Genomic DNA, 12,720 nt, shown 5'->3' on the forward strand with positions numbered 1-12,720 from the left:
GAGTACGGGTGTCGGGCATCCGACACCGAACGCATCCGGTACTCACGAGTAACGCCCAGATTACTCAACTTTACTGCGTGACGACATGCACGCGGACGGCATCCCATCGATATGCTGCATCGATGACCAGGTGGGGGTTCGTCGGCCGAACGGATGAACTCCACCGGCTGTTGTCGACGATCGGTGGCCCCGAGGGGCGCGGCCTGTTCTTCAGCGGCGACGCCGGGGTGGGCAAGAGCCGCCTGCTGCGGGAGGGGGTGGCCGCGCTCTCCCCCGAGCACTTCGCGATCTGGTCGGTCGCGGCCAGCGCCACCACCGCCGCGCTGCCGTTCGGCGGGCTGGTCCAGGTGCTCCCCGCCGCGCAACCGCAGGGCCTCTCCCCCGCCGGGATCCTGCGCTGGGCGGTGGATCTGCTCCAGGAGCAGGCCGCGGGCCGGCCCATCGTGCTGGCCATCGACGACGCGCACCTGCTCGACCCGCCCTCGGCGGCGCTGGTGCACCTGGTCGCCCGCTCGGAGAACGCCACCGTGATCGGGACGCTGCGCAACGGCGAGCAGATCCCGCTGCCGATCCGCGCGCTCTGGACCGACGACCTGGTCGACCTGGTCGAGCTGGGCCCGCTCGACCGCAGCGAGACCACCGGGCTGCTCGCCGCGATCCTCGGCGGCCCGGTCGACGCCTGCTCCTCCGACCGGCTGTTCCGGCTCTCCGCCGGCAATCCGCTGCTGCTGCGCGAGCTGGTGCTGGCCGCCGGCGACGAGCTGCGGCGCACGTACGGGATCTGGAAGTGGACCGGCCGGCTGGAGCTGGCGCCCACCCTCACCGACCTGATCGACACCCGGATCGGCCGGCTCACTCCCGGCGTCCGGGCGGTGGTGGAGCTGGTCGCCTTCGGCGAGCCACTGGGCCTGCACCTGCTGGAGCGGGCGGTCGAGCCGGCGGACGTGGAGGTGGCCGAGGAGCGCGGGCTCATCACCATGGTCCGCGACGACCGGCGGCTCAACGTCCGCCTGGCCCACCCGCTCTACGGCGAGGTGATGCGTCGGCACTGCCCGGTCAGCCGCACCCGTCGGCTCCAGGCCACCCTGGCCGGGCTGCTGGAACAGGTCGGCAAGCGCCGTCGCGACGATCTGCTGCGGGTCGCGGTGTGGCGGCTCGACTCGGGTACGGCGCAAAACGTGACGCTGCTGCTCGACGCGGCCACCCAGGCGTTCGGCCGGTACGACGTGCCACTGGCCACCCGGCTGGCCCGGGCCGCGTTGGAGGCCGGCGGCGGCACGGACGCCGCGGAGCTGCTCGCCACCATCCTCATGTTCGGCGACCGGCCGGAGGAGGCGATCCGGGTGCTCGACCAGGTCGCCGGCGAGATCCACGACGACCGGCGCCGGAGCCGCTGGCTGACCGTCCGGGGCATGGTCAGCTACTGGGGGCTCAACCGGGAGTCCACGGTGGAGGAGATCGCCGTTCGCGGCGAGGAGCTGTCCGACCCCGCCGACCGGGCCCGGGTCCGCGCCTTCGAGGCCATCATGCGGCTGCACCGGCTGGACGTCGACGTCGCGGTGCGGCTGGCCCAGGAGGTGCTGGACCGTCCGGCCGCCCCGATGGCCGCCCGGGAACTGGCCCGCTGCACGCTCGCCCACCTCCAGGCCGCCCAGGGGCAATATCGGCGCAGCGCCACCGCTATCGCCCGGGTGCAGGCCGAGGCGGCGTGCTGGCGCTCCGACATGCCCTATCTCCAGCTCGCCATGGAGCTGGCCCGGGGCACCCGGCTGGCGCTCTCCGGCGACCTGGCCGGCATCGACGCGATCGTCGCCGACGAGTTCGCCGACCTGGCCGGCGCCGGCGACTTCCGGCTCGGCACCGGCTACCTGGCCATCCTCCAGGCGTACGCGGCCCGGCTGCGCGGGCGCGGCGACGACGCGCTCAAGACCAGCCTGGGCGCCTGCGCCGTGCTCACCACCAGCCGGGTCTACGCCGGCCTGGCCCACGCCGAGCGCGCCCAGGCCGCGGCGCTGCGCGGGGACGCGGCGCACGCCGCAGAGGCGATGGCCGAGGCGGACCGGACGCACGCGCCCGGGATGGCCGTCCTCTATCCGTGGCTGGAGCAGGCCCGGGGCGCCGCGCAGGCGGTGGCCGGCGACCTGCCGGGCGCCACCAAGCACCTCTGCGCGCTGGCCGACCGGCTGCGCGACGACGGCCTCGCCGGCCACGAGCTGCTCGTCCTGCTCGACCTGGTCCGGCTCGACCAGGCCGCCGCGCCGGTCGGCCCGACCTGCACCGACGGCAGCCGGCGCACCGTGGCGCAGCGCCTGGCGGAACTCTCCGAACAGATCGACGGTGTGCTGCCACCACTGGTCGCCCGGTACGGTCGGGCCGTGCTCGACGGCTCCCCGGCGGACCTGCTCGCGGTCGCCGAAGGCTTCGCCGACCGGGAGCTGGTCGTCTACGCCGCCGAGGCGACCGCGATGGCGCTGCACCGGATGCGGGACGCCCGAGCCGGCGTTCCCGGGTCGGCCCGGGAACGCCTCGCCGACCTGCTGGGCCGCTGCGACGAGATCTCCACCCCGGCGCTGCGACTGCTCCGGCCGGCGCTCAGCGACCGCGAGTGGGAGATCGCCCGCCTCGCCGCCACCGGGCTGACCAGCCGCGCGATCGCGGAGCGGCTGTTCCTCTCCACCCGCACCGTGGAGAACCACCTGCAACGCGTCTACAGCAAGCTCGGCGTCACCCGCCGTAGCGAGCTGCGGACCGCGCTGGGGTCGATGCCGGGGCACGACGGCACGGATCCGGCCTGAACTCTAGGCTGGGGCGGTGAGCACCCTTCGCCCCGCGCTGCTGACCGACCACTACGAGCTGACCATGGTCAGCGCCGCGCTCCAGGACGGCACCGCCGACCGACGCTGCGTCTTCGAGGTGTTCAGCCGGCGGCTGCCGGCCGGCCGCCGCTACGGGGTGGTCGCCGGCACCGGCCGGCTGATCGAGATGATCCGCGACTTCCGGTTCGACCCGGCGGAGATCGACTTCCTGCGCCGCACCGGCGTGGTCGACGACCGGGCCGCCCAGTGGCTGGCCGACTACCGCTTCACCGGTGACGTCGACGGCTACGCCGAGGGCGAGCTGTTCTTCCCCGGCTCACCGATCCTCACCGTGTCGGGCACGTTCGCCGAGTGCGTGGTGCTGGAGACGCTGGTGCTGTCCGTGCTCAACCACGACTGCGCGGTCGCCGCGGCGGCGGCCCGGATGGTCACCGCCGCGCGGGGCCGGGCACTGATCGAGATGGGCTCCCGCCGGGCGCACGAGGAGGCCGCCGTCGCCGCCGCGCGGTCGGCGTACCTGGCCGGGTTCCGGTTCACCTCCAACCTGGCCGCCGGGCAGCGCTACGGCATCCCGACCGCCGGCACCGCCGCGCACGCGTTCACCCTGCTGCACGACGACGAGCGGACCGCGTTCGCGTCCCAGGTCGCCACGCTGGGCAAGGACACCACGCTGCTGGTCGACACGTACGACATCGCGCAGGGCATCCGCAACGCCATCGCGGTGGCCGGCCCGGAGCTGCGCGCGGTCCGGATCGACTCGGGTGACCTGGCGATGATCGCCCAGCAGTCCCGCGAGCTGCTCGACTCGCTCGGCGCCACCGAAACGAAGATCATCGTCTCCGGCGACCTGGACGAGTACGCGATCGCCTCGCTCGCCGCCGAGCCGGTGGACATGTACGGCGCCGGCACCGCCGTGGTGACCGGCTCGGGGGCGCCCACCGCCGGCCTGGTCTACAAGCTGGTCGAGGTGGAGGGGCGGCCGGTGGTGAAGCGCTCCGAGCACAAGTCCACCATCGGCGGCCGGAAGGTGGCCGTCCGCCGGCACAAGCCGACCGGCACCGCCACCGAGGAGGTCATCGTGCCGCAGGGCGTGCCGGACCGGCAGCCCAACGACCGGTTGCTCCAGCACTCGTACGTGGTGTCGGGCGAGCCGGTGTCGCTGCCCACGCTGGACGACGCCCGGGAGCACCTGCGGCAGTGCCTGATCTCCATCCCGTGGGAGGGGCTCAAACTGTCCGGCGGCGACCCGGCCGTTCCGGTGACCGTCGTACCCGCGACCTGAGGAGGACCGACCAGATGGCGAACGCCTTGATCATCGTGGACGTGCAGAACGACTTCTGCGAGGGCGGCTCCCTCGCGGTCGGCGGCGGGGCCGGCGTGGCCGGCGGCATCTCCCGGCTGCTCGCCGCCGAACCGGGCCGCTGGGACCACGTGGTCGCGACCAAGGACTACCACGTCGACCCGGGCGCGCACTTCGGCGACCCGCCGGACTTCGTCGACTCCTGGCCGCGGCACTGCGTGGTCGGCACGTCCGGCTCCGAGTTCCACAGCGAGCTGGAGACCGGCCGGGTGGAGGCGATCTTCCACAAGGGCGAGCACGCGGCCGCGTACTCCGGTTTCGAGGGGCACGCGCCCGACGGCGAGTGCCTGGCCGACTGGCTGCGCCGGCACGACGTGGACCGGGTCGACGTGGTCGGCATCGCCACCGACCACTGCGTACGCGCGACCGCGCTGGACGCCGCCCGGGAGGGTTTCCACACCACCGTGCTGCTGGAGCTGACCGCCGCCGTCGCGCCGGAAACACTCGACGTGGCGCTGCGCGCGCTCGACGGCGCCGGGGTCGCCATGGTGGGTGAACCTGTGATCAAGGCCGCTTGACCAGGTAATCGCTTGCGACTGTCGTACCCTGCGCCCAGGATGGCGCCGGAGGTGCGGCCGTCGTGAATCTGAAGCCCTACCGGGAGGCGCTCGCCCTGCCCGGCCTGCGCTCGCTGCTGCTGGTGTCGGTGCTGGCCCGCATCCCGCTGACCGCGGTCGGGGTGACGCTCACCTTCTACGTGGTGCTCGACCTGGGGCGGGGCTACGGCGCCGCCGGCCTGGTCGGCGCCGCGGCGACCGTCGGCGCGGCGATCGGCGCGCCGCTGCTCGGCCGGCTGGTCGACCGGCACGGCCTGCGGCCGGTGCTGCTGCTCTGCACCGTCGTCGAGGGCACGTTCTGGGCCGTCGCGCCCACCCTGTCCTATCCGGTGCTGCTGCCCGCCGCCTTCCTGGCCGGCCTGCTCGCGCTGCCGGTCTTCTCGCTGGTCCGCCAGTCCATCGCCGCGCTGGTCCCGGTGGAGCAGCGCCGCCCGGCGTACGCGCTGGACTCGATGTCGGTCGAGTTGTCGTTCATGGTGGGTCCCGCGCTCGCGGTGGCGCTGGCGACCGCCGTCACGCCGCGCCTCACGCTCTGGGCGGTCGGCGCCGGCATCGTCGCCTCCGGCATCTGCTTCTGGCTGTTGAACCCACCGACCCGGGCCGCCGACGAGACGACCGGTCCGCGGGTCGCGGTGCCCCGCCGGGAGTGGCTCACCCCGCGCCTGCTCGCCGTGCTCGCGGTCAGCCTGGCCGCCACGCTGGTGCTGGGCGGCACCGACGTCGCCGTGGTGGCGGTGCTGCGCGCCGGCGGCGAGGTCGGCTGGACCGGCGCGGTGCTGGCCGCCTGGGCGGTCGCCTCGCTGGTGGGCGGCTTCGCCTACGGCGCGGTACGCCGCTCGTTCTCCCCGCTGGCGCTGATGGCGGCGCTCAGCCTCACCACGATTCCGGTCGGGCTGGGCGGCTCGCACTGGTGGCTGCTCTGCCTGGCGCTGATCCCGACCGGCGCGCTCTGCGCACCCACCATCGCGGCCACCTCCGACGCGGTCAGCCGGCTGGCGCCGCCCGGCGTACGCGGCCTGGCGATGGGTCTGCACGGCTCCGCCGTCACGATCGGCATCGCCCTGGGCGCGCCGTTGGCCGGCGCCGTGATCGACGCCTCCGCGCCGGCCTGGGGCTTCGCGGTCACCGGTGCGATCGGCGTGCTGGTGGCGCTGGCCGTGCTCCCCGTCGAGCTGCGCCACCGCCGCACCTCGCCGTCCGCCCCCGACACCGCCAAGCCCGCCCCCGAGTTGGCACCCACCACCCCCTGACCACCCACCCACCCCCAGAGGCGGTGCGCCCTCTTTCACGGAAAGAGTGGGTATCCGGGCCGGAACAGGCCCGCTTTCCGGGGAAGAGCGGCTACCGGTGTGCGCGTGCGCGCACCTGCGCGCAATGAGGTTGAGCTCCGCCCGGCGATCATGAGGTTGACGGGTTCCGGGCCGGCGTGTCGCGCCGCCAACCTCATGATCGCCAATGCGCTGGCGCGCGGCCGGCGGTCTGGTCGTGCGGGCTGCTGGTGCGGTGCCGGGCCCGGCGGGGTCACCCCCGTTGATCAAGGAGTTCGCGTCGGGGCGGTGGCCATCGCCGACGCAAACTCCTTGATCAACGGAGGCAACGTGAGGGCGAGGAAAGGCGAGGGCGGGGAAAAAGGCGACGGGCGTCGCGCCCCGGGAGGGGTGCGGCGCCCGTCGGGGCAGGGCGTCAGTTCTGCTCGACGCGGCCCATCTGGTCCTCCTGGTAGCGGGCTCCGCCGTCGGACTCGCTGGTCAGCGGCTTGGCGCCACCCTCGGGCGGGCCGGCGACGCTCTGCCCGGCGGCCAGCTCGGGGAACTTCAGGTCGAACGCGGGCCGCTCGGAGCGGATCCGCGGCATCCGGTCGAAGTTCCGCAGCGGCGGCGGGCAGGTGGTGGCCCACTCCAGCGAGTTGCCGTGGCCCCACGGGTCGTCGACCTCGACCACCGGGCCGGTCTTGTACGACTTCCAGCAGTTCCAGATGAACGGCAGCGTCGAGATACCGGTGATGAACGCGCCGATCGTGGAGACCATGTTCAGCGTGGTGAAGCCGTCCTCGGCCTGGTAGTCGGCGTACCGGCGGGGCATGCCCTCGGCGCCCAGCCAGTGCTGCACCAGGAACGTGGTGTGGAAGCCGATCATGGTCAGCCAGAAGTGGATCTTGCCGAGCCGCTCGTCCAGCATCCGGCCGAACATCTTCGGGAACCAGAAGTAGATGCCGGCGAAGACCGCGAACACGATGGTGCCGAACAGCACGTAGTGGAAGTGCGCCACCACGAAGTAGGAGTCGTGCAGGTGGAAGTCGATCGGCGGGCTGGCCAGCAGCACACCGGTCAGGCCACCGAAGAGGAACGTGACCAGGAAGCCGATCGCCCAGAGCATCGGCGTCTCGAACGTGACCTGGCCCCGCCACATGGTGCCGATCCAGTTGAAGAACTTCATGCCGGTCGGCACCGCGATCAGGTAGCTCAGGAAGCTGAAGAACGGCAGCAGCACCTGGCCGGTGGCGAACATGTGGTGCGCCCACACGCTCATCGACAGCGCGGCGATGGCCACGGTGGCGGCCACCAGGCCCTTGTAGCCGAAGATCGGCTTCCGGGAGAACACCGGGATGATCTCGGTGATGATGCCGAAGAACGGCAGCGCCACGATGTAGACCTCGGGGTGCCCGAAGAACCAGAACAGGTGCTGCCAGAGCATCGGCCCACCGGTCGCCGGGTCGTACACGTGGGCGCCGATCAGGCGGTCCGCGGCGAGCGCGAACAGCGCGGCGGCCAACAGCGGGAAGACCAGGATGGCCAGCAGGCTGGTGACCAGCATGTTCCAGGTGAAGATCGGCATCCGGAACATGGTCATGCCGGGCGCGCGCAGGGTCAGGATCGTGGTGATCAGGTTGACCGCGCCGAGGATGGTGCCCAGACCGGAGATGGCGAGGCCGACCACCCACATGTTGGCGCCGACGCCCGGCGAGTGCTCGACGCTGCTCAGCGGCGTGTAGGCCGTCCAGCCGAAGTCGGCCGCGCCGCCGGGGCTGATGAAGCCGGCGACGGCCAGCGTGCCGCCGAAGAGGTAGAGCCAGTACGCGAACGCGTTGAGCCGGGGGAACGACACGTCGGGCGCGCCGATCTGCAGCGGCACCACGTAGTTCGCGAAGGCGAACACGATAGGCGTCGCGAAGAACAGCAGCATGATCGTGCCGTGCATGGTGAAGAGCTGGTTGTACTGCTCGGGCGACAGGAACTGCAGCCCCGGTCGCGCCAGCTCGGCGCGCATGATCAGGGCCATCAGGCCACCGATCATGAAGAACGCGAACGCGGTGACCATGTACATGATCCCGATCTGCTTCGCGTCCGTGGTGCGCAGCAGCCGCGCGAGGGCCGACCCCTTGACCGGCTCGCGGACCGGCCAGGGCCGGGTCACGACCGGCTTGGGTGCGACGGTGGTCACGAGTGGCCTCCGGTTCTGGGTTGTCCCGCTCGGCGCGCTGGTCATCGGCGCAGCCGTCATCCGCAAGGAGGATAGTCCCCGGTAGGTGGCCCCGCCGCGTGGGGTGGGCGGCTACGATCTTCGGCGCTTCTACAGCGGGCCGGTGAGTAGCCGGTAGTGCTCGCCGAAGATCCGGCCGCCGCGTCCGCGCAGTAGCGGGTCGCGCAGCGGCGGCGGCACGTCGCGGGTGCGGTTGCGGTCCCGGGTCCGGTCCCGCACCCAGCGGGTACGCGGCCGACGCCGACTCTCGTACGCGATCAGGGCGGCGTCGACGCTGCCGGCGTCCCGGAGCGACTCGGCGAGCACCACCGCGTCCTCCAACGCCATGGCGGCGCCCTGGGAGAGCGTCGGCGCGACGGCGTGAGCGGCGTCACCGACCAGCAGCACCCGGCCGTGGGACCAGCGGCCCAACTCGACCTCCTCGGTGCGCTCGACGTGCACCGTCTCCAGCGCGGCGAGCACCTCGGGCACCGGCCCGCCGTAGTCGTCGAACAGCTCGTGCAGCCGGGCGAGCGGGTCGGTCGGCAGGGTGGTGCCGGCCTCGTCGGCATAGCAGTGGAGCCGGCCGGCGCCGAGCGGCACCATCAGGAAGCCGGCCCGCTGGCCGAGCAGGGCGGTCCAGTCGGTGACCCGCGGGCCGCCGGTCACCACGGCGCGGTAGACCACCTGCCCGGCGGGGCGGGGCGGGCCGCCGAGGGCAGCCAGGGTGCGGACCGCGGAGCGGGGCCCGTCCGCGCCGACGACCAGGTCGTACTCGCCGCCGGTGCCGTCGGTGAAGCCGACCGCGACGCTGACGGGCCCGGGTTCGACGGTGCTCACCTCGGCGCCGTGCCGGACCGCGCCACCGGCGCCGGTGAGCAGCACCCGGTGCAGTTCGGCTCGGGGCAGGGCCCGGCACTCCCCCACCCCGGCCCAGAGCGCGTCGAGGTCGACCTCGCACAGCGGCGCGCCGGCGGCGTCGAGGAAGCGCTGCCGGTGGATCACCTGGCCGAGCGGTCGCAGCGGCCCGTCCAGGTCGAGCCGGCGCATCGCCCGCGCCGCGTTGCCGGGGAGGTAGAGGCCGGTGTCGGTGCGTTCGGTGGGCGGCAGCCGCTCGGTGACGTCCGGCCGGAACCCCGCCAGACGCAGCGCCCGGGCCACGGCGAGGCCGGCGATGCCCGCGCCGACGACGAGGATGCGCAGGGGAGAACCACCCATCGTGGAGTACGCCTCCGGAGGGGGTCGGAACGCGTTGGAGGCAAGACACTACTCGCTGCGACCAGGGCACGGAAGTGCCCGGGGACCCCTTCCTCCAGCTTATTAACCGGTTCAGTTGCGCATCCGTTTCAAACATGTAAATGTGTTTCGGTGAACATGGGAGCGCTCCCGCCCGTATCCCTCGACACCACCGGCGCCCCCGCGCCGAGCCAAGGAGCATCATGAAGCGTTCACTCCGCGCCATCGCCGCCGCCGGCCTGCTGGCCGCCGGCAGCATCGTCGCCGTCGCGCTCGGCGGCACCGCCTCCGCCGACACCCAGATCTGCGAGCAGTACGGCTCGACCACCATCGGCGGCAAGTACGTGGTGCAGAACAACCGCTGGGGCACCAGCGCCCAGCAGTGCATCAACGTCACCTCGACCGGCTTCTCGATCACCCGGGCGGACGGCTCCGCGCCGACCAACGGGGCGCCGGTCTCCTACCCCTCGATCTTCGTGGGCTGCCACTACACCAACTGCTCCCCCGGCACGAACCTGCCGGTGCAGGTGAAGAACATCAGCAACGCGCCGGCCAGCATCAGCTACAACTACGTCAGCGGCGCGACCTACGACGCCGCGTACGACATCTGGCTCGACCCGTCGCCCAAGAAGGACGGCGTGAACCAGATGGAGATCATGATCTGGCTCAACCGGCAGGGCTCCATCCAGCCCATCGGCTCCCCGGTCGGCAACACGACCATCGCCGGCCGGACCTGGGAGGTCTGGCGGGGCAGCAACGGCTCCAACAACGTCATCTCGTACGTGGCGCCGTCCGCCATCCCCAGCTTCAGCTTCGACGCGATGGCGTTCATCAACGACACCCGGAACCGGGGCGCGATCACCAACGACTGGTACCTGACCAGCATCCAGGCCGGCTTCGAGCCGTGGCAGGGCGGTGTCGGCCTGGCGGTGAACTCGTTCTCGCAGAGCGTCAACACCGGCGGCAGCAACCCGCCGCCCACCTCGACGCCGCCGACCACCACGCCCCCGCCCTCGGGCAACACGGCCTGCACCGTGACCTACCGGTCGACGAACGTGTGGAACAACGGCTTCACCGCCGAGGTGACGGTCAAGAACACCGGCAACAGCACCATCAACGGCTGGACGCTCAACTACAACCTGCCCTCCGGGCAGAACGTGACGAGCGCGTGGAACGCCACCGTGTCGCAGAGCGGCTCGGCGGTGACCGCGCGCAACGTCGACTACAACGGCACGCTGGCCCCCGGCGCGTCGACCAACTTCGGTTACCAGGCGACGCTGAACGGCAGCTTCTCCGCGCCGAGCAGCTTCACCCTCAACGGCGCCACCTGCGCCCGGGGCTGACCACCCGAACGTGAGCGGGGCGCGGTCCGTCCGGACCGCGCCCCGTTCCGTACGTCGGATCAGCCGCCGAGCGCGTCGATGTCGCGCATCTCCTCGGCGGTCAGCGAGAACCCGAACACGTCGGCGTTGGCCCGGATCCGCTCCGGCGTGACCGACTTCGGGATGACCACGATCTCGTGGTCGATGTGCCAGCGCAGCACCACCTGGGCCGGCGAGACGTCGTGCGCCTGGGCGATGCGCACCAGCACCGGGTCGGACAGGTCGCTGGTCTTGAACGGGCTGTAGCCCTCCAGCACCACGCCCCGGTCCCGGTGCGCGGCGTGCGTCTGCCGGTCGTACAGCGACGGGCTCCACCGGATCTGGTTGACCGCGGGCGTCTCCTCGGTGGCCTGGATCAGCTCGTCGAGCTGCGCGGTCGAGTAGTTGCTCACCCCGACGGCGCGAGCCAGGTTCGCGTCCCGGGCGGCCAGCATCTCCCGCCAGATCGGGATGCTGTCGCCGGGCGCGGACGGCGGCCAGTGCACCAGCCACAGGTCGACGTACTCGGTGCCCAGCGCCGCGAGGCTGGCCTCGATCGTCGCCCGCTCCCGGCCCACCCGGTCCGGCGGCAGCTTGGTGGTGATGAAGAGGTCCTCCCGGCGCAGCCCGCTCTCCGCGATCGCGCGTCCGACCTCCTTCTCGTTGCCGTACATCGTGGCGGTGTCGAGGTGCCGGTAGCCGGCGTCCAGCGCGGCGAGCACGGCCTGGTAGCCGTCCTCGCCGGTGGCCTGCCAGGTGCCGAAGCCGAGCAGCGGGATCCGGACGTCGCCGGGAAGCGGGAGGGTGGGCTGGTCGAGGTCCATGCCGACGGTTCTACCCCTGATCGCCGCCGCCATGCCGGCGCTCGGCCCGGCCATGCCGGAGAATACGGCTGTGGCGGACCGGCTGGAGGACTACCGGCGCAAGCGGGACGCGGCGCGTACCCCGGAACCGGTGCCGGAGCGGGCGCCGCGCCGGAAGCGGCCGGCGGGGCGGGCGCCCCGCTTCGTCATCCAGCAGCACCACGCCCGCAGCCTGCACTGGGACCTGCGGCTGGAGCACGACGGCGTGCTGGCCTCCTGGGCGGTGCCGCGCGGCCTGCCCCGCGAGCCGGGCCGCAACCACCTCGCCGTGCACACCGAGGACCACCCGATGGAATACCTCACGTTCGCCGGCGAGATCCCGGCCGGCGAGTACGGCGGCGGGCGGATGACCGTCCACGACACCGGCACCTACCGCGCGGAGAAGTGGCGCGACGACGAGGTGATCGTGGTGCTGGACGGCGCGCGCACCACGGGGCGGTACGTCCTGTTCGCCACCGGCGGCCGGGGCCGGGACTGGATGGTCCGGCGCACCGACCCGGCGCCGGCGGGTTGGACGCCGATGCCCGAGCTGGTCCGCCCGATGCGCCCCACCGAGGGGAAGCGGCTGCCGCGCGACGCCGACGCCTGGGGGTACGAGCCGCGCTGGGCGGGCGTGCGGGCGATGGCGTACGTCTCCGGTGGCCGGCTGCGGCTGCTCGACGCCGACGACGCGGAGATCACCGCCGACTACCCCTGGCTGCGGGCGATGGCCGAGGAGCTGGCCCCCAACGAGGTGGTGCTGGACGGGGTGCTGGTGCGGATCGACCCGGCCGGGCGGGTCAAGCCGCCCAGCAAGCGGGACGGTCAGTTCCTCGCCGTCGACTTGCTCTGGCTGGAGGGCGTGACCAGCCTCGACGTGCCGTACGCGCAACGGCGTGGCGGGCTCGACGGTCTGGCGCTCGCCGGCCCGCACTGGCAGACTCCGCCGTGGTTCCCGGGGGTCGGCGCGGACGCCCTGCGGGCCGCCCGTGAGCAGGGGCTCCCCGGAGTGGTGGCGAAGCGCCTCGACTCCCCGTACGAGCCGGGTCGGCGCAGCCGGCACTGGCTGAGCATCGACGCGAGCTGAGG

The 12,720-nt window shown here is 72.8% G+C and carries 9 protein-coding genes; 6 read left to right on the top strand and 3 right to left on the bottom strand.

Annotation, left to right across the window (positions count from 1 at the left end; translation table 11 throughout):
• The first annotated feature begins 122 nt into the window (after positions 1-122).
• The 4 genes from ACH495_RS18070 (at position 123) to ACH495_RS18085 (ending at position 5,983) form a co-directional block, all read left to right on the top strand.
• Positions 123-2,795 carry a LuxR C-terminal-related transcriptional regulator gene (locus ACH495_RS18070; protein WP_396858854.1) on the top strand — a complete coding sequence of 891 codons (2,673 nt, stop codon included), beginning with the start codon at positions 123-125 and terminating at the stop codon, positions 2,793-2,795.
• Positions 2,796-2,811: 16 nt separating this feature from the next.
• Positions 2,812-4,098 (top strand): nicotinate phosphoribosyltransferase, encoded by a 1,287-nt coding sequence (locus ACH495_RS18075; RefSeq protein WP_396858855.1) that lies wholly within the window; start codon positions 2,812-2,814, stop codon positions 4,096-4,098.
• 14 nt (positions 4,099-4,112) lie between these two features.
• Positions 4,113-4,694, top strand: coding sequence for an isochorismatase family protein (locus ACH495_RS18080; protein ID WP_396858856.1), 582 nt, complete (start codon positions 4,113-4,115; stop codon positions 4,692-4,694).
• Between the two features lie 62 nt (positions 4,695-4,756).
• Positions 4,757-5,983 (top strand): MFS transporter, encoded by a 1,227-nt coding sequence (locus ACH495_RS18085; RefSeq protein ID WP_396858857.1) that lies wholly within the window; start codon positions 4,757-4,759, stop codon positions 5,981-5,983.
• Between the two features lie 433 nt (positions 5,984-6,416).
• Here the strand turns inward: ACH495_RS18085 and ctaD are convergent, their stop codons facing one another.
• Positions 6,417-8,174 (bottom strand): cytochrome c oxidase subunit I, encoded by a 1,758-nt coding sequence (gene ctaD / locus ACH495_RS18090; RefSeq protein ID WP_396858858.1) that lies wholly within the window; start codon positions 8,172-8,174, stop codon positions 6,417-6,419.
• Positions 8,175-8,303: 129 nt separating this feature from the next.
• Complete coding sequence (locus ACH495_RS18095; RefSeq protein ID WP_396858859.1) at positions 8,304-9,410, bottom strand: FAD-dependent monooxygenase; 1,107 nt, start codon at positions 9,408-9,410, stop codon at positions 8,304-8,306.
• A 221-nt stretch (positions 9,411-9,631) separates the two neighbouring features.
• Between ACH495_RS18095 and ACH495_RS18100 the strand changes: the two genes are divergently transcribed.
• Complete coding sequence (locus ACH495_RS18100) at positions 9,632-10,771, top strand: cellulose binding domain-containing protein (RefSeq protein WP_396858860.1); 1,140 nt, start codon at positions 9,632-9,634, stop codon at positions 10,769-10,771.
• Positions 10,772-10,830: 59 nt separating this feature from the next.
• Here the strand turns inward: ACH495_RS18100 and ACH495_RS18105 are convergent, their stop codons facing one another.
• Entirely contained in the window at positions 10,831-11,613 is a 783-nt protein-coding gene (locus ACH495_RS18105; RefSeq protein WP_396858861.1) for an aldo/keto reductase, read from the bottom strand.
• A 70-nt stretch (positions 11,614-11,683) separates the two neighbouring features.
• On the opposite strand from ACH495_RS18105, the gene ACH495_RS18110 reads away from it, so the two are divergent.
• A complete protein-coding gene (locus ACH495_RS18110; RefSeq protein ID WP_396859003.1) occupies positions 11,684-12,718 on the top strand; it encodes a DNA polymerase ligase N-terminal domain-containing protein in 1,035 nt (344 codons plus the stop codon).
• Positions 12,719-12,720 lie beyond the last annotated feature (2 nt).

It is taken from the genome of Micromonospora sp. NPDC018662 (genome assembly GCF_044391475.1).
Classification (GTDB): domain Bacteria; phylum Actinomycetota; class Actinomycetes; order Mycobacteriales; family Micromonosporaceae; genus Micromonospora.

Bases quoted from the DNA above. Each gene is read 5' to 3' on its own strand.
- ACH495_RS18070 (WP_396858854.1), top strand. From the start codon at position 123: ATGACCAGGTGGGGGTTCGTCGGCCGAACGGATGAACTCCACCGGCTG.
- ACH495_RS18080 (WP_396858856.1), top strand. From the start codon at position 4,113: ATGGCGAACGCCTTGATCATCGTGGACGTGCAGAACGACTTCTGCGAG.
- ACH495_RS18095 (WP_396858859.1), bottom strand. From the start codon at position 9,410: ATGGGTGGTTCTCCCCTGCGCATCCTCGTCGTCGGCGCGGGCATCGCC.
- ACH495_RS18100 (WP_396858860.1), top strand. From the start codon at position 9,632: ATGAAGCGTTCACTCCGCGCCATCGCCGCCGCCGGCCTGCTGGCCGCC.
- ACH495_RS18105 (WP_396858861.1), bottom strand. From the start codon at position 11,613: ATGGACCTCGACCAGCCCACCCTCCCGCTTCCCGGCGACGTCCGGATC.